The 17,034-nt window shown below is 69.3% G+C and carries 16 protein-coding genes; 6 read left to right on the forward strand and 10 right to left on the reverse strand.

All coding sequences use genetic code 11. From position 1 onward, the window contains the following. Positions 1 to 75: 75 nt before the first annotated feature. Positions 76 to 1,245 (reverse strand): acetyl-CoA C-acyltransferase, encoded by a 1,170-nt coding sequence (locus BJ960_RS14365; RefSeq protein ID WP_185987783.1) that lies wholly within the window; start codon positions 1,243 to 1,245, stop codon positions 76 to 78. A gap of 243 nt (positions 1,246 to 1,488) precedes the next feature. On the opposite strand from BJ960_RS14365, the gene BJ960_RS14370 reads away from it, so the two are divergent. Beyond that, positions 1,489 to 2,709 (forward strand): D-alanyl-D-alanine carboxypeptidase family protein, encoded by a 1,221-nt coding sequence (locus BJ960_RS14370; protein ID WP_185987784.1) that lies wholly within the window; start codon positions 1,489 to 1,491, stop codon positions 2,707 to 2,709. Here BJ960_RS14370 and BJ960_RS14375 read toward each other — a convergent pair. From BJ960_RS14375 to BJ960_RS14400, 6 genes are all read right to left on the reverse strand, one after another. Next, a complete protein-coding gene (locus BJ960_RS14375) occupies positions 2,702 to 3,763 on the reverse strand; it encodes an FUSC family protein (RefSeq protein WP_185987785.1) in 1,062 nt (353 codons plus the stop codon). The two genes, BJ960_RS14370 and BJ960_RS14375, sit on opposite strands and share 8 nt — an antisense overlap. Positions 3,764 to 3,910: 147 nt before the next feature. Beyond that, a complete protein-coding gene (locus BJ960_RS14380; RefSeq protein WP_185987786.1) occupies positions 3,911 to 5,161 on the reverse strand; it encodes a M20 family metallo-hydrolase in 1,251 nt (416 codons plus the stop codon). A 20-nt stretch (positions 5,162 to 5,181) separates the two neighbouring features. Then, a complete protein-coding gene (locus tag BJ960_RS14385) occupies positions 5,182 to 6,876 on the reverse strand; it encodes a thiamine pyrophosphate-dependent enzyme (RefSeq protein WP_185987787.1) in 1,695 nt (564 codons plus the stop codon). A gap of 91 nt (positions 6,877 to 6,967) precedes the next feature. Then, positions 6,968 to 7,612, reverse strand: coding sequence for an RraA family protein (locus tag BJ960_RS14390; protein ID WP_185987788.1), 645 nt, complete (start codon positions 7,610 to 7,612; stop codon positions 6,968 to 6,970). A 3-nt stretch (positions 7,613 to 7,615) separates the two neighbouring features. Next, on the reverse strand, positions 7,616 to 7,996 hold the full coding sequence (locus tag BJ960_RS14395; protein WP_185987789.1) for a RidA family protein: 381 nt from the start codon (positions 7,994 to 7,996) through the stop codon (positions 7,616 to 7,618). Beyond that, the gene (locus tag BJ960_RS14400) at positions 7,993 to 9,345 is read right to left on the reverse strand and encodes an MFS transporter (protein ID WP_220663757.1); all 1,353 of its coding nucleotides are present in this window, start codon (positions 9,343 to 9,345) and stop codon (positions 7,993 to 7,995) included. The genes BJ960_RS14395 and BJ960_RS14400 overlap by 4 nt, the downstream gene beginning before the upstream one ends. 212 nt (positions 9,346 to 9,557) lie before the next feature. Between BJ960_RS14400 and BJ960_RS17285 the strand changes: the two genes are divergently transcribed. Beyond that, entirely contained in the window at positions 9,558 to 10,733 is a 1,176-nt protein-coding gene (locus BJ960_RS17285; RefSeq protein WP_185987790.1) for a PucR family transcriptional regulator, read from the forward strand. Between the two features lie 62 nt (positions 10,734 to 10,795). Next, on the forward strand, positions 10,796 to 11,236 hold the full coding sequence (locus BJ960_RS14410) for a TFIIB-type zinc ribbon-containing protein (RefSeq protein WP_121076622.1): 441 nt from the start codon (positions 10,796 to 10,798) through the stop codon (positions 11,234 to 11,236). A 21-nt stretch (positions 11,237 to 11,257) separates the two neighbouring features. Here the strand turns inward: BJ960_RS14410 and BJ960_RS14415 are convergent, their stop codons facing one another. Further along, positions 11,258 to 12,139 carry an SDR family oxidoreductase gene (locus BJ960_RS14415; RefSeq protein ID WP_185987791.1) on the reverse strand — a complete coding sequence of 294 codons (882 nt, stop codon included), beginning with the start codon at positions 12,137 to 12,139 and terminating at the stop codon, positions 11,258 to 11,260. A 212-nt stretch (positions 12,140 to 12,351) separates the two neighbouring features. Between BJ960_RS14415 and BJ960_RS14420 the strand changes: the two genes are divergently transcribed. Next, positions 12,352 to 12,621, forward strand: a complete 270-nt coding sequence (locus BJ960_RS14420; RefSeq protein ID WP_121076618.1) for a GlsB/YeaQ/YmgE family stress response membrane protein — start codon at positions 12,352 to 12,354, stop codon at positions 12,619 to 12,621. A 2-nt stretch (positions 12,622 to 12,623) separates the two neighbouring features. Further along, entirely contained in the window at positions 12,624 to 12,875 is a 252-nt protein-coding gene (locus BJ960_RS14425) for a hypothetical protein (protein ID WP_185987792.1), read from the forward strand. A 121-nt stretch (positions 12,876 to 12,996) separates the two neighbouring features. On the opposite strand, the gene BJ960_RS14430 is transcribed toward BJ960_RS14425, so the two are convergent. Together BJ960_RS14430 and BJ960_RS14435 are read right to left on the reverse strand one after the other, a co-directional pair. Next, positions 12,997 to 14,718, reverse strand: a complete 1,722-nt coding sequence (locus BJ960_RS14430; RefSeq protein WP_185987793.1) for a long-chain-fatty-acid--CoA ligase — start codon at positions 14,716 to 14,718, stop codon at positions 12,997 to 12,999. Between the two features lie 78 nt (positions 14,719 to 14,796). Further along, complete coding sequence (locus BJ960_RS14435; RefSeq protein WP_185987794.1) at positions 14,797 to 15,741, reverse strand: DMT family transporter; 945 nt, start codon at positions 15,739 to 15,741, stop codon at positions 14,797 to 14,799. Positions 15,742 to 16,123: 382 nt separating this feature from the next. Here BJ960_RS14435 and BJ960_RS14440 point away from each other — a divergent pair, with 382 nt between their 5' ends. Next, positions 16,124 to 17,020: an ABC transporter substrate-binding protein gene (locus BJ960_RS14440; protein WP_185987795.1), complete on the forward strand. Its 897-nt coding sequence runs from the start codon at positions 16,124 to 16,126 to the stop codon at positions 17,018 to 17,020. The last annotated feature ends 14 nt before the right edge of the window (positions 17,021 to 17,034 follow it).

Below are 17,034 nucleotides of genomic sequence, written 5' to 3' on the forward strand. Positions count from 1 at the left end.
CCCTCCGGGGAGATACGAGCGCGGGGCGGGCGTCCGGTCTGGACGCCCGCCCCGCTCACGCGATACCCGCTGGTGTTACAGCGCGCGGAGCACAACCGCCGAGCCCTGGCCGCCGCCGCCGCAGATGCCGACCGCGCCGAGGGATCCTGAGCCCGCCTCGGCGAGCTGGCGCGCGAGCGTCCCGACGATGCGGGCGCCCGAGGCGCCGATCGGGTGGCCGAGCGCGATCGCGCCGCCGTGCTGGTTCACGATCGCGGGGTCGATGCCGAGCTCGCGGGTCGACTGGATGCCGACGGCCGCGAACGCCTCGTTGATCTCGACGGCGGCGAGCTCGCTCGCCTCGTGGCCAGCCTTCGCGAGCGCCGCCGCGATCGCGCGCGACGGCTGCGAGTGCAGCTGCGAGTCGGGGCCGGCGACGAACGCGGTGGCCTCGACGCTCGCGATGGGCTTCAGACCGAGCCGTTCGGCAGCCGCCTCGCTCACGAGGACGAGGGCCGCCGCGCCGTCGGTGATCTGCGAGGCGTTGCCCGCGGTGATCGTGCCGTCCTTCGCGAACGCGGGCCGCAGCCCCGCGAGGCCCTCAGCGGTCGTGTCGGCGCGGACGCCGTCATCGGCCGAGACCACGGTCTCGCCGCGGCGGGTCTTGACGGTGTAGGGCGCGATCTCGGCCGCGAGGAAGTCGGCCGAGGCCGCGGCGCGCTGGTGCGACGCAGCCGCGAACGCGTCCTGCTCCTCACGGGTGAGCTGCAGCGGCGCGTTGCCTGTTTCCGTGAGCGCGCCCATCGCGACCTGGTCGAAGGCGTCGGTGAGGCCGTCGTGGTCGACGGTGTCGATGAGGGTCGCCGGACCGTACTTGGTGCCCGCGCGCAGCGGCATCACGTGCGGCGCGAGGGTCATCGACTCCTGGCCGACGGCGAGCACAACGTCGGCTTCACCCGAGTTGATGAGCCGCACGGCCTGCGAGACGGCTTCGGTGCCCGACAGGCACACGGCGTTCAGGGTGATCGCTGGCACGCCCATCGGCACCCCGGCGGCGACGGCGGTCTGCCGCGCCGGGTTCTGGCCGGCGCCGCCCTGCAGCACCTGCCCGGCTACGACAGTGTCGACCGTGTCGGCAGCGACGCCGGCGCGCTCAAGCGCGGCCTTCGCCGCGTGCGCTCCAAGCGCGACCGCCGTCTCCCCGGCGAACTGCCCGGTAAACTTCGTGAACGGCGTACGTGCGTAGCCCGCGATGAGTGCGGTCATGGAAATCCTCCTCGATTACGACGGTCGTCTCTCTCCCCTCATTGTGCCCGGTCTTGCCTGAAGATGCACGCATTCCTTGCCCAGGGAAGGCCAGCGGCACTGGGCAAAAGTGGCACGCTCGCGCCGGTTTGTCCTGGCCCACATTCGTGCCGCTCGAAGGCTAGGCTATTCGACATGCGAACGACCCGGCCGGCACTCTGGTCGCGGCCCGAGCGCCCCGCCACACTCCCCGGATAGCGAGCTATGCCCACGCCACACCCCACACGCGCCACCCGCATGCGCCGCGTCTCGCTCACCCTGCTCGCCGTCGTCGTCGCGCTCTGCGGGGGCTATGTCGCGGCCTGCGCGCTCGTTCCGGTTCCCGCGCCGACGGTGCAGCTCGAGGCCGAGTCGCCGCGGGTGTTCTCCGTCGACGAGTCGCAGGTGCAGGACGCCGTCGACGGCTACGGCCGGCCGAGCGCGGTCGGGTGGCTCGACGGCGAGGAGGTGTGGGCGAACGACGACGAGGCGCATCCGCTCGCGAGCATCACGAAGCTCGTCACCGTGCTCGTCGGGCAGGAAGCGGAGCCGCTCGCGCCGGGAGCGGACGGCCCCACGCACACGTGGAGCGCCGCCGACACCGAGATCCAGGCCGCGCTGCAGGAGATCGATGGGATCGCATTCCCCATCCCCGAGGGCACCGAGGTCACCCGCAAACAAATGCTGTCGCTCGCGCTCATCCCGTCCGCGAACGACTTCGCGACGGCGTACGCGCACTCGGTGTTCGGCGACAACGCCGGGTTCGTCGCGGCGGTCTCCGACTGGGCGGAGCGCCAGGGGCTCGACTCGCTCGTGGTTCGCGAGCCGAGCGGCATGGACGACGGCAACGTCGCGAGCGCCGCCGACGTCGTCAGGATCGCGCGGCTCGCACTCGCCGACCCTGTGCTCGCCGAGATCGTCTCGACCGAGCGGGTGACGATGCCGTGGGGCATCGGCGAGGTCGAGAACACGAACCCGCTGCTCGGCGCGATGACCGGCGCAGTCGGGGTGAAGACGGGCCACACCGACGTCGCCGGGTACAACCTCGCGGCCGCCGCCACGGGATCGTTCGCCGACCGCGAGCTCACCCGGATCGCGGTCGTGCTCGGCCGCGACAGTCAGGAGGGCCGCGCGCGAGACGCCCGCGCCCTGCTGAACCAACTCGGAGATGCGCCGGAGCGCCTGGCGGTCGCAAGCGCCGGCGAGCACCTCGGACAGATCACCTCCATCGACGGGCAGCTCATCGAGCTCAGCGCGGACGAGACCGTCGACGCCGTGCTCGTGCCGGGCGAGGAGCTCACCCGCAGCATCGACGCGGCCGCCGCGGACATCACCCTCACCGGTCCCGCCGGCGAGCAGAGCGTCGCCGTGCATCGCGACGGGTCGATCGAGGATCCCACGCTGCTCTGGCGCCTCACGCACCCGCGCGAGCTGTTCCTCAGGTAGCGCGGCGCTCGCGGAGCAGCCCCGAGGCCATCGCGAGAGCCGACCCGAACGCGGTGTCGACGAAGCGTTCGACGGCGGCCGCGGCGTGGTCGGCGCTGCCGGTCGCGGCGCCCACGATGAACAGCACGAGCGGCGTGATGAAGATCAGCGCGAGGCCGTAGTTGCGCACGACGACGAGCTCGATCACGAACTGCAGCGCGGGCAGGAGCAGCACAAACGCCCACGGCACGTCGGCGAGTGGGGCAATCACGAGGTAGACGGCCGCGCCGACGAGAGTACCGAGGGTGCGGTGCAGTCCGCGGGCGAACGAGTGATTCGGCACGGTACTCAGGCCGATGACGGCGACGCCAGCGGCGACCGTCCAGTACGCGCGCGCGGGATCGAGCCAGAGCACGCTCACCGCCGTACCGATCGCGGCCACGAGGAAGACGCGCAGCACCAGGAACCACTCCCCGCGCCCGAGCCACGGGCCGGGCAGGATCTCGCGCAGCGGGCGCGGATGCACCCGTCGCTCGGCGGCCCGCGCGAGCGGGGTGAGGGCGACAATGTAGGAGAACGCGAGGCCGCAGCTGAGCGCGGCGAGCAGCCCGAGCGGTTCGACGGCCCGCGCGCCGTCGCGCACGGCCGTGATCTGGCCGGCGAGCCCGTACACGAGCACGAAGAAGACCGGGCCCGGCGGGCCGACGCGGTACGCGAACGCGAACGTGCTCGCGAGCACCGCGACGACGACGAGGCCCGTCGCACTCAGCCACGGCACCGGCGCCACCAGGGCCCCGGCGCCGGCGCACGCGAGCAGCACTGCCCCGATCACCGGGAGCGCCCGCGCCCGCTCGGTCGCCGGGCTGCCAGCAAAGAACAGCGCGAGGAAGGCGCCGGCGCTCACCTGCAGGCCGAGGTCCGGCCGGCCGAGGAGCGTGAGCAGCGCGAGCGGAACGCCCATCGACAGTGCGGCGCGCAGCGCGATCCAGTGCCGCCGTCCCGGGCCGGGCGCGAGCACCACGAGGCTGCGGAGCGCGTCGACAAGGACCTGCCATGCGCCGCGCGGCTCGCCCATTCGTCCCTCTCAGAAGTGTCCGCCGCGGGCGCATGCGCGGCCGAACAGTGCTGAAACGCGGAAGCGGCCCGGCGCCCGAGGTCTCTCCCCTCAGTCTAGCCGGGCCGCATCACGCTGGCCGAGCGTGCACTCGGCCGGACGCTCAGGTCAGTCGACGAGCGCGCCCGCGGCGAGCCTGCCGATCACTCCCGTGAGGTGGTCGACGCCGGCGACGAGGTCTTCGTCGCGGGTGTACTCGTTGAGGTTGTGCGAGACGCCGTCGACGCTCGGCACGAACAGCATCACGGTCGGCACGCGATCCTTCATGTTCGTCGAATCGTGCCCGGCGACTGTCATCACGCGGTCGTGCGTGAGCCCGAGCTCCTCCGCGACCTCGCGGGCGAGCGCCACGCCGTCCTCGGGGTACGGGTTCTGGTCCCAGCTGTGCTCGGCGACGATCTCGATCTCGACGCGATCCTCGCGCTGCACGCGCTCGATGACGGCCATGAGCCGCTCGTGCGCGGCGCGGATGACCTCGGCGCTCGGCGATCGGAGGTCGAGCAGCAGCCGCACGTCGCTCGCAACGACGACGGGCGAGTTCGGATACACCGTGAGCTCGCCGCAGGCGGTGTGCAGCGCCTCGGGCTCGAACTCGTCGACGAGCTCGCGCGCGGCGACGACGAGGCGTGCCGCTCCGAGCAGCGCATCGCGGCGGTCGGCCATGAGCGTCGAGCCCGAATGCGCCTGTTCGCCCTTCACGCGGAAGTCGTACTTGTGGGCGGCCCAGGTGGCGTTCACGAGACCGATGGTGACCCCGTCCTCCTCCATGCTGCGGCCCTGCTGCACGTGGATCTCCGCGTACGAGGCGACGTCGAGGCCCGCGAGGTCGCCGCGCTCCCCGATCGCGTCGAGCGCGTCGCGCACCGTGATCCCCGCCGGATCCTCGGTCGCGAGCGCCTCCTCGAGCGCGAGCTTGTCGGTGAAGACGCTCGAGCCCATCATCGAGGGCTTGAAGCGCGATCCCTCCTCATTGAACCAGTTCACGACCGCGAGGTTGAACTTCGCCTGCTCGGGGTGTGCGCGCAGCTCGTCCGCGACGCGGAAGCAGGCGTGGGCGGAGGCCATCACGCCGTACGCGCCGTCGAAGCGGCCCGCGGTCGGCTGCGAGTCCATGTGGGAACCCGTCAGCACGTACGGCGCCCCCGGCACGAGCTCGAGAAGCCCGAACTGGTTGCCGATCGCGTCGCGCCGCACGGTGAAGCCGCCCGACTCGAGCAGCTCGGCGAACCACTTGCGCTGCTCGCCGTCGGCGGCGCTCGCGGCCTGTCGCTCGACGCCGTTCGTGCCCTCGACCGCGCCGAAGCGCGAGTGGATCGCCCAGTCGGCGAGGAACGACTCGCTTGCAGTCTGTTCAGTCACTGTCTGTCCTTTCGAATCGCTCAGTCGCGGGCGAGGCCGGTGGCGGGGACGTCGCTCGACGCGGGCGGCATCACGGTGTCGGGGATGAGCACGTGGATGAGCGCGGGGGCGTCGGCCGCGAGCGCGCGGTCAAGCGCGGGCCCGAATTCCTCGGTTCGCTCGACGCGCTCGCCGTGCCCGCCGAAGGAGCGCATCCAGTCGGCGAAGTCGGGGTTCGCCATCCGGGTGCCCGAGCGGCGGCCGGGGTAGTGGTTCTCCTGGTGCTGCACGATCGTGCCGTAGATCTCGTTGTCGACGACGATCACGAGGGGCTTCGCGCCGTGCGCGACGGCGGTCGCGATCTCCTGGCCGTTCATCAGGAAGTCGCCGTCGCCGCACACCGCGACGACGTTGCGCTCCGGGAAGATGAGCGAGCCGGCGACGGCCGCGGGAACCGCGAGGCCCATTGCGCCGTTGCGGGCACCGACGAGGCTCGCCGGGGCGAGGTGCTTCACGAAGCGGTGCGCCCAGATCGTCGCGTTGCCCGCGCCAAACGTGAGCACGGCCTGGCCCGCGAGGCGGTCGTCGAGCTCGCCGAACGCGACGCCGAGGTCCATCTGCTGGGCGACGCCGTCGATCGACGCGTCGGGACGGTGTGCCTCGGTCGCGAGCTGCGCCTTTGCGCGGCCGGCCATCCAGGCGTCGTCGCGGCCGCCGCGGGCGGCGCTCGCGTCGACGCCCGTGAGCGCCGCCACGAACGTCGCGGGCGTCGCGAGCACGTACTGGTCGGTGCGGCCGGAGTGCATGGTCGCGTCCGGGTCGGCGGTGACGAGCACCGTCTCCGCTTCGAAGCCCTGGGTGTAGCCGTCGCTCAGCACGTCGGCGCGGCCGCAGCCGACGAAGACGAGCACGTCGGCGTTGATGTAGCCCTCGGCGACGGCGTCGGTGCGGCCGTAGCCGAGCCAGCCGGCCCATGCCCCACCCGCGTGCGGCACGGCGTCGTATGCGCGCCAGTCACAGAAGACGGGAACACCGGCGGCCTCGGCGAACGCCATGAGGTCGGCGCCCTGGCCGTCGTGCCAGCCGTCGCCGCCGACGACGATCGCGGGGCGCTCAGCCTGCGCGAGCCGCTCGAGGAGCGCGTCGATGTCCGCGGGGTGCGGGGCCGGTGCGGGGGGAGCAACCGGGAGCGCGACTGAGGGAGCCGCCGGCAGCACGAGCACGTCCTCCGGGAGGCCGACCACGACGGGGCCGGGGCGGCCCGAGGCAGCGATCCGCATCGCCTCGGCGACGAGCTCGCCTGCGCGGTCCGGGTTGTCGATCGTCATGACGCGCTTCGCGGTCGAGCCGAACCAGCCGGTGAGCGAGAACTCCTGGAACGCATCGCGCTCGCGGTCGTTCACGGGCACGAGGCCGACGAACAGCACGAGCGGCGTCGCGTCCTGGTACGCCGTGTGCACGGCGATCATCGCGTTCGCGGCGCCCGGGCCGCGCGTGACCATCGCGATGCCGGGCCGCCCGGTGAGGCGGCCCTCGGCGAGCGCCATGAAACCGGCGCCGCCCTCCTGGCGGCAGACGACGGTCTCGACGCCCGAGTCGTGCAGGCCGTCGAGCACGTCGAGGTAGCTCTCGCCCGGCACCGCGTACACGCGCTCGATGCCGTGCGCCTCGAGCGTGCGGACGATGAGGTGCCCGGCCGAGTGCGGTGCTGCGTCAGGTGCGTGCTGCGTGGTCATGGTCTCTCCTTGTGAAGCGGTGCGACGCGTCGTCGCGGAATTCGAAGTGTCGGTCGGCGGGGCCGGGCGCGGGGCTAGGCGTCGGCGCGGATCAGTCGGTGCCCGTGGCGAGGATCGCCGAGAGCGGCTCGCCCGAGGCGATGCGCGCGACGAGCGCGGGCTCCGCGGCGTCGGACGCGAGGGCGGCGTCAAGGACGTCGTCGCCCGGGCCATCGGGCGGCAGGATCAGGATCCCCTGGGCATCCCCCAGCACGAGGTCTCCCGGGCGCACAGACACGCCGGCGACCTCGACCACCCGATCCAGCGCTTCGTCGGTCTCCCCCGAGAGGGCGCCCGAGCGCTTGGTCGTGCGCGCGGTGAGGCCCGTCGCGAAGACGGGGAGCCGGTCCTGCAGCTCGCGCAGCGCGGCCTGGTCGGTGACCGGGCCGTCGACGACGATGCCCGCCGCGCCCTGCGCGATCGCGGCGTGGGCGGTGACCGCGCCGACCGGGGCGTGCCCGCGACCCGCCACGCGGATCACGAGCACGTCGCCCGGTGCGAGCGCGAGCAGCGCGCGGTTCACGGCGAACGCGTCGGGCTCGGTGAGATCGAGCGTGCGGGCCCGCCCCACGAGCTGGGGGCCGCTGTTCACCGGGCGGAGATCCTGATCGCAGAATCCCTCCTCGAGGAAGTGCCCAAGCGTCGGGATCTCGACGCGTCGAAGCGCCGCGATCAGTTCATCGGTGGATCGACTCATTGGTTAGGCCTCCTCGCGCACGACGGCGACGCACTCGATCTCGAACGGAATGTCCCAGATGTCGACGCACACTGTCGTGCGCGCCGGCTTCGCGTCGCCGAAGTACTCAGCGTAGATCCGGTTGAACGGGTCTCGTTGTTCGGGGGCCGTGAGGTAGGCGTTCACCTTCACCACGAGATCGAGGCCGGAACCGGCGGTCTCGAGCACGGAGCGGAGGTTCTCGATGCACACACGCACCTGATCCTCGAACGCCGCGGGCGCGGTGCCGTCCGCGTGGAACGGCACCTGCCCGGTGGTGAACACGAACCCGTTCGCGACGACCGCCTGCGAGTAGGGTCCGATCGCCGGGGCGAGCCCCGGCGCCGAGTCGATCCGCCGAATCAATGGTCGACCGAGATCGCCGTCGTCGCGCCGACGCGGTCGATGTCGCGCTTGTGGTTGTCGCTCAGCAGGAACAGCGCGACGAACGACAGCGCGGCAGCGGCGGCGATGTACCAGGCGATCGAGTCGCTCTGGCCGGTGAGGTCGAGCAGCCACACGGTGATCGCGGGGGTGATCGCCGAGCCGAGCAGGCCGGAGAGCATGTACGCGATCGAGAGCCCCGAGTAGCGCACCTTCGAGCCGAACAGCTCAGCGAGGAACGTCGCGATCGGGCCGTAGTTCGCCGAGAACGCGACCATCATCAGGCCGTACGCGAGGAACACGGCGCCCGTGTTGCCGGTGTTGATGAGCCAGAAGAACGGGAACGCGAGGAGCGCCTCGGCGGCGATGCCCGCAGCGATGATCGGCTTGCGGCCGTACTTGTCGGAGAGCTTGCCGAAGAACGGGATGAGGAACAGGCCGAGGAGGCAGGCGACGAGCACAACCCACAGCATGAGGTTCGCCGAGAAGCCCTTCTCGCTCGTGCCGTAGTTCATGCCCGAGGCGACCATGAGGGTGAAGGTGGAGCCTGTCGAGAGGGTCGCGATGCCGCCGAGCACAACCTGCTTCCAGTAGTGCTTCATGAGGTACGCAAACGGCAGCTTGGCCTTTGCGCCCTGCTCGCGGACCTGCTGGAAGCTCGGGGTCTCTTCGATGTTCAGGCGGATGTAGATGCCGACAGCGACGAGCAGGATCGAGGCGATGAACGGCACGCGCCAGCCCCACGAGATCAGCGCCTCCTGCGACACCGAAGCGGTGACGATGAGGAACGCGACGTTCGCGAGCAGCGTGCCGAACGGAACGCCGACCTGCACGAGCGAGCCGTACCAGCCGCGCTTGTTCTCGGGTGCGTGCTCGACGGTCATGAGCACCGCGCCGCCCCACTCGCCGCCGAGCGCGAGGCCCTGGATGATGCGGAGCGTCAGCAGGATGAACGGCGCCGCGATGCCGATGGTGTTGTAGTCGGGAACGAGGCCGATCGCGAGGGTCGCCGCGCCCATCGTGAGGAGCGAGACGAGCAGCATCGACTTGCGGCCGAGGCGGTCGCCGAAGTGGCCGAACAGGATCGCGCCGACGGTACGCGCGACGTACGCGGCGGCGAACGTCAGGAACGACAGGATCGTGCCGACGGCCGGGGGCAGGTCGGGGAAGAAGACCTGGTTGAAGACGAGGGCCGAGGCCGTTCCGAACAGGAACAGGTCGTACCATTCGACAGTCGTTCCGATGACGCTCGCCGTGGCGATCTTTCGCATCTTGGACTGGTCAAGGCGTGCGTTTGGGACAGCCTCGTCCGTAGCTAGCTGTGCAGTCATTGTTTCCTCCATGGAATACGTGTTGGGCACGTCACTGGCCCACCTATTAACGTTCGCCTGTTCTCGTGGACGCGGCAATCGACATTCGCACACGGTTGACCCCGCAGATTATGCATCTGCACACCCTCAATCAGGTATCCACCCGAAATTGGCGTTTCGAGTGTGTAAAAATTCAATACTATGGAACCGGCCAGCGACGACGGAGGAGCGCAGTGACGAGCACAGCACCGAGCGCAGCGACGGACGACGCACCCCACGACGAGTGGTGGATCGCGACCCTCGCACACCTTCGCGACGACATGGACGCGCTCGTCGACGATTTCGTGGCCCGCCTGCAGGCCGTCGGGAGCGGCTACGAGGATATCTCAGCGGGCGACATCCGCGCGACCGCGCGGGAGACGCTGACGCTGCTCATCACCGAGCTCCGCGGCGAACCGCTCCCCGAGCACCTGCGTGATCTCCCACACAGGCTCGGCGTGCGGCGCGCTCGGCAGGGCGTCGATCGCGACCGGCTCCTCGAAGCCGTGCGCCTCGACTACCGGGTGCTCTGGGCGGGGCTCACCCGCGTCGTCGCGGCAAGCGATGCGGCCCTGCTCGTCGCGCACGCGGAGGTAGTGCTCTCCACGGTCGAGGATTACATCAGCGAGGTGCAGGTCGCGTTCCTGAACGAGCTCGAGACGCTGGCGCTTGACACCCGCGCGGCCGAAACCCGCGCGATGGCGCGCCTCCTCGCGGCCGAGCGCCCGGACGAGGTCGCCGCCGAGGTCGCCGCGGAGCTCGGCACACCGCTCGACGCGGAATACGAGGTGGTGCTCGTCCCGTCGGCCGACGCGGCCAGCGCCCACCGACTCGTCGCAGACCTCCAGCACACGCGCGCCCGGTTCCTCATCTGGGATTTTGATGACGGCGTCCTCTTCGTGCGACCACGCGCCGATGTGCTCGGGCGCCACCCGCTCGCCACCACGCGCGGGGTCGTCGTCGACGAAATCGCAGGCCTCGCCGGGGTCGCCGAAGCGGCACGCCTCGCGCACCTGCTCGCCCCGTACGCCCCCGAGGGGCGACTCAGCGACGAGCACGAGCTCTGGCCTCCCGTCGCCGCCGACGCGCTCGCGCCCATCCTCCCCGGGCTCAGCGCGGCGGCCATCTCCGGGCTCCGGGCGGTGCCCGCCGGCGACCGCGGCCGCATTGTCGAGACGTTCCTCGCGTACTGCGAAACGGGCTCCGTGAAGCACACCGCCGAGGCCGGGTTCGTGCACCGCAACACCGTCGTGAACCGCCTCCGCGCTTTCCACGATCTCACCGGGATGGACCCGACGGTGCCGCGGGACGCCGCCCGGGCGCTCATCGCGCTGTCGGGCGCGCGCGATCCTGATCTCGGGTCCCTTTGAATCGGCTCTGAGAGTGGCCCCGTCCCAGGTATTTCGCGGCCCGCTTTCTCTACGCTGAAGCCATGAACTGCCCTAGTGACGGAACAACCCTGCTCATGAGCGAGCGCCAGGGAATCGAGATCGACTACTGCCCCCAGTGCCGCGGCATCTGGCTCGACCGCGGAGAGCTCGACAAGATCCTCGAACGCGCCCAGGCCGAGGCCGAGGCTTTCGCCGCGCAGCAGGCACCGCAGCCGCCCGTGACCCCGGCGGCTCCTGCGGCGCCGCAGACCGCGCCGCCGCTCGGGGATCACTACTCGCAGCCGGTGCCGCCGCAGCCCGCAGGGTACGGCGACCGCGGCTACGGCGACCGGGACTACGATCGGCGCGACCGAGGCTACGACCGCGACCGCGACGACCGGAAGCCCCGCTACGACGACCGCGGCCGTGGCGGCTACGGTGACCCGCGCTACCGCAAGAAGAAGAGCCCGTTCGAGTTCCTCGGCGACATCTTCGACTCCTAGGCGCTCGCGCCGCTGGGGGCGCTAGGGGTGCCGCCCGCCCGTGACCGGCAGCACGGCACCGGACACGTACGACGCCTCCTCAGACGCGAGATACACGTACGCGCCTGCGAGTTCCGCGGGCTGGGCGGGTCGCCCGAGCGGTGTGTTGTCGCCGAAGTGCTCCTGCTTTTCGTCCCACCCCGTCGCGGGAATCAGCGGCGTCCAGACCGGTCCGGGCGCGACGGCGTTCACCCGCACGCCGCGCTCGCCCTGCTGCTCCGCGAGGGCGCGCGTGAACCCCACGAGCGCGGCCTTCGTCATCGCGTAGTCGAGCAGGTCGGGGCTCGGCTCAAACGACTGGATCGATGCGGTCACAATGATGCTCGCGCCGGGCGTGAGGTGCGGCGCCGCTTCGCGGACGAGCAGCAGCGGCGCAACGAGGTTGGTCTCGAACACGGTGAGCACCGCTTCACGGTCGATCTGCGCGTCCTCGTCCCGCCGACGCTGCGTGCCCGCGTTGAGCACGAGAATGTCCAAGCCGCCAAGCTCGACGACGGTGTCGCGCACGGTCGCCACGCAGGTCGACTCGTCGCGCAGATCGCCGGGGAGCAGCACGCACCGGGAGCCCTCGGCCTCAACGAGCCGCCGCGTCTCGAGCGCATCGACCTCCTCCTCCGGCAGATACCCGATCGCAACGTTGGCCCCCTCACGGGCGTAGGCGAGCGCGACCGCCCGGCCGATGCCGGAGTCTCCACCAGTGATGAGCGCTCGCGCCCCCGCCAGCCGGGCGCTGCCCCGGTAGCTGTGTTCGCCGTGGTCGGGCTGCGGAATCATCGGTCCCGTCATGCCGGGCTGCGACTCCTGTGGCTGCTTCGCCCACGGTGGCCTCGGGTACTTCGTTCGCGGGTCTACGTGCGGTGTCATGATTGCCTCCCTCGCTCTCGATAACGTGTGCCTCGAGCCTTCCTTTCAGAGCGGGACTCCCCAACCCCTTGAATTCCCAGGATTCAGCCCCGACGACGCCCGAAATACCACAGGCGCATCGGGAAAAACAACCCCCTCGTCGCGCCGCGCAGCCGGGCGTACCGTAGTTCTCACGCCTCAACGAAAGTCGTTCGGCGGGAAGGAGCAGCACCATGAGCTTCATCGCATTTCTTATCCTCGGCCTCATCGCGGGCGCTATCGCGAAGGCGCTACTGCCAGGCGAGCACGGCGGCGGCTGGTTCATGACGCTACTGCTCGGCGTTGTCGGAGCGATGGTCGGAGGCTGGCTCGGCGGCATGCTGTTCGGCGCGAACCTCGGAGAGTTCTGGTCGATTGAATCGTGGCTGGTTGCCATTGGCGGCTCGGTCGTCGTACTGCTCATCTTCGGGATGATCACGGGCGGCCGCAGGCGGGAGGCGTAACCATGACGACCCCCGCCTCCGAGACGCACGCCGGCTCCGCCCATCGGGCGTCCGACGAGCCCAGCACCGTCACCGTTGAGACAGGCAAGGGGCCAGATCGCGCACTGAACGACGTCGCGAGCGACCCTGCGCACGACACCCGCGTCGGCTCAGACTGGACTGCCGAGGGCGGCGCTGCCCCGTCCGGCCCGGCAACGGCAGCGCCCGAGCACGGACGCGAAGCCGACCGCGGCGACGAGACCAGCGGAGGGTAACCCCGCCCGTCACCCCAGCGGGTCCCCCTAGGCGTTCAGCTCTCCGCTGGCCAGTATGCCCCGCCCGATACGGGCGGGGCATACTCATGCGCGCTGGATCCGGTGCGGACGAGGACCCGGGCTATGCCTCCGGGTCGACCTTGGCGCGCACGGCGTTGCGGTCGGCGACGAGCGTGTCACGGACAGTCCGGCGGAGCACCTTCCCGATAAGGGACTTCGGCAGCTCCTCCCAGACGATGTACGTACTCGGGCGCTTGAACTCGGCGAGGTGCTCGCGGGCGGTCTCGCGGGCGGCGTCCTCATCGAACGTCGCACCCTCGTCGAGCACGACCACCGCAGTGACGATCTCGGCTCCGCTGCCACGCGCGACACCGACGACGGCGCTCTCAGCAACGCCCGGCACCGTGTTCACGACGCGCTCCACCTCGCTCGGCGAGACGTTGAAGCCGCCGGTGATAATGAGCTCCTTCTTGCGGTCGACGACGGTGACGAAGCCGTCCTCGTCCTGCACGACAAGATCCCCCGTGCGGAGCCAGCCGCCGTCGAGCAGGGTTGCGGCCGTCTCCTCCGGCCGGTTCCAGTAGCCCTGGAAGACCTGCGGGCCGGCGATGAGCAGCTCCCCAACCTCGCCGAGCGCAACCTGCTCCGTCGGCTGGTCGGGGTTCACGACACGAATGTCGGTTGAGGGGAAGGGGATGCCGATGGCGCCGATCCTGCGCGCGTCGCTGAAGGGGTTCGCGAGCGCGACCGGGCTCGTCTCGGTGAGCCCGTAGCCCTCGTTAAGCATGCTGCCCGCGAGCGCCTCCCAGCGGTTCACGACCGCGGGGGTGAGCGTCATCGCGCCCGAGATCGCGTAGACGACGCCCGAGAGATCGAGCTTGCCGTCGCGCGCGACGCGAGCGAGCCTGTCAAACATCGGCGGCACGGCAGGGACGAACGTCGGCGGGAAGCGCTTCGCCGCCTGCGAGACGAGCTCGGGGTCGAACGTCGGGAACAGCACCGCGCGGGAGCCGGTCTCGATCGAGTAGATGATCGACAGCAGCACGCCGAACGAGTGGAACATCGGCAGGAGGCCGTAGATCGAGCCCTCGCCGCGGGTAAAGTCGGGCATCCACGCGGCGCCCTGGCGGGCGTTCGCCCACAGGTTGCCGTGCGAGATCATCGCGCCCTTCGGCGTGCCCGTCGTGCCCGAGGTGTACTGCAGGCAGGCGATGTCGTCGCGGCTCGGGCGGGGGTGGCTCGCGGGGAGCTGCTGCGCGCGCTCGAGGGTCGCGAACGGCACGGTCCCGGTGGTGTCGGCCCAGAGCTTCGCCCGGCCCTCACGCGCCTTCGCGATCGGGAGGCGCAGCGCCGCACGGGTCGCGAACGGCATCGCGCGCGTGACGTCGACCGCGACGATGGTTTCGATGCCGAGGTCCGTCGGCAGCGACTGCACCGTCTCGACGACGTTCGTCCAGGCGATGACGACGCTCGCGCGGTGATCGCGGAACTGCGTCTCGAGCTCGTCCCGGGTGTACAGCGGGTTGTGCTCGACGACGATCGCGCCGAGCCTGAGCACCGCGTAGAACGCGATCACGTGCTGCGGGGCGTTCGGCATGATGAGCGCGACGCGATCGCCCGCGCCAACGCCGAGGTCCGCGAGGCCCTGGGCGACGCGGGAGACCCGCTCGCCGAGCTCGCGGTAGGTGACGGTGCGGCCGAAGAAGCTGATCGCGTCGCGATCGGCCCACTGCGCGCAGCGCTCGTCGAGCAGGTCAGCGAGGGATCCCGTGACGGGCTCGATGTCGATCGGCGTGCCCTTGGCATAGAACCGATTCCACTCGCGTGTTTCATTCAGGTGCATGAATACTAGGGTACTGGGACGAGTCGCAAGACGGGAAGCAGCGTTCACCAGACGCCTCGGACCCGCATACCCTCGCTCCTATGCGCCAGATCTTCGATTGGGCCACGCAACCATTATTGCCGCGAGGGCGGCAATAAATACACCACCTATTGCGAACATTGACGGAGTTGGAGCCTCCGTCAAGACCGAATCAATTACTACAGAAGCGACCATCTGGCCGACAACGGTCGCCACACCAAGAACCAACGCCCCCAGCACCCGAAGGAGCGCCGCACACGCGGCAATGAAGACCACTCCAAACACGCCACCCACGTAATATGCCAAGCCGCCTGGCCAAGCCCCCGGCCAGCCTCCCAGCGCAAGCGAGACGGCAGCGGCGAAGGCTAGGATCATCCACCCAAAAGCGAAGTTTACGATGGCTGCCGCCAGCACGCTTCGAGCTGTGTTTGCCAGAGCGCCATTGGCAGTTGCCTGCCAGCTCACCCCAACCCCTGCAAGTACTGGCAGAAGGAGCACCCAGGTGAGTGGTCTCGGGGTGTCTGTGGAGATCGCCGAGATCCCAACCGCACACACAGTGGTTGCTGCGCCCGCTACGCGTAGACCAGTGACCGGGACGCCTCCGGCGGGGCCAACCCCAATACGGTCGAGCAGAAGACCTCCAATCGACTGACCACCCACGACCCCGATGGTGAAGAGAGCGACACCGAGCGTGCCGCCTGAAGCGCTTTGCGCAAAGACAAAATAGGCTCCGGCGATACCGCCTGACCAACACCACCATGGCACGGTGCGGGACCGCGCAATGCGCAGAAGCGGGATCAACCGTTCCCGCCACTGTCCGTTGAGCAACGCAACAAGGCTCACGATCAACAAGCCGACCGTGAATGAAAGAAACGCCGCAAGAACGGGGTTTCCCAACGCCTCACTAAGGCCGCCGTTCACAGCCGTTTGAAGTGCCAATGAGGTGCCTGCTAAGACCGCGCCAACGAGCGCGGTCACGTACTCAACTTGCTGTCGTCGGTTCATGCCATCCCACCTCCGTCAGGGCCAGACTGGCGCGAATTCCGTCTGCGGATCGGCAAACATCGGAGCCACTTACACTCTGTCAATCGTTGGCAGTTTCCCGATACAGACTGTCCATTGTGGCCGGACCTTCAGTCCACAAAGATCTATAAAAGATGGCAACACTGAGTCGGCGAGTCCACGTCCATAGCCATCCACTATCACCCCATCAACGATGACGCAATCAACGGTGACTTCGAAATCAAAGAGGGACGGAACGACGATGTTTCACAATAACAAGATTACTCGCAGAACCGTAGTCACAGCGCTAGTCAGCGCGGCACTAATTGGGATTGTCGGATGCGCCCCTGCCAACGACGGCAGCACAGCGACCGGCGAGGCCCGGGTGAACTACCAGCTAGGCTGGCTCAAGCTCACCCAGTTTGGCGGCTTCTTCGCCGCCGACGTAGAGGGCTTCTACGCCGACGAGGGCATCGCCGCAGAATTTACCGCAGGCGGGTCCAATATTCTCTCGTGGCAGCAGGTCGCCACAGGCAAAGCGCTGCTAGGCGATGAGGACAACACCAACGCGCTCGTCGCTATCGAAGACGGCCAAGAACTCGTCATCCTCGGAACCGTGTTCCAGACCTCTCCGTTCTCAATCATCAGCCTCGCGGAGGACCCCATCGAGTCCGTCGAGGACTTCAAGGGCCGCACCATCGCCGTGTCAGACGCCTCACTCGCGCAGTTCGAGGCGATCTCGAAGTCCGCTGGCCTATCGGAGGGCGACGTCACCTTCGTTTCCGCCGGCACCGACCCATCGCAGCTCACCACCAAGCAAGTCTCGGGCTACGCCGGATACGCGACATCCCAGGGTGCATCATTGGAGCTGCAGGGGGTGAAGACCCACGCGCTGCTCCTCGAAGACCTCGGAGTCCCGAGCTACGGAAACGTAATCATCACGACTAGAGACAACCTCGAGAAGAATCGCAACACCATTGTGGGCTTCATGCGGGCCAGCATCAAAGGCTTCGAGTACATGAACGCAAACCCGGAGGAGATTGCTGGCCTCGTGGTGAACAAAGTCAATCCCGCGGGTGGCCTCGATCTCGCCACTGAGACCGAGACGGCCAAGATCCAGAAAGATCTCATCGAGTCACCCGACGGAGTGCTCAGCGTCGATGTCACGAAGATGCAGGCAATCATCGACGCGCTCGTCGAGGCAGGCACACTCAAGGACACCCTCAACGCTGCGGACTTCGTCGACACCTCCGTGCTCGAAGACGCCCAGTCGGGCACCTAGTTCCGCAGCTCGCT

Source organism: Leucobacter aridicollis (assembly GCF_013409595.1).
In the GTDB taxonomy this organism is placed as follows: Bacteria; Actinomycetota; Actinomycetes; order Actinomycetales; family Microbacteriaceae; genus Leucobacter; species Leucobacter aridicollis.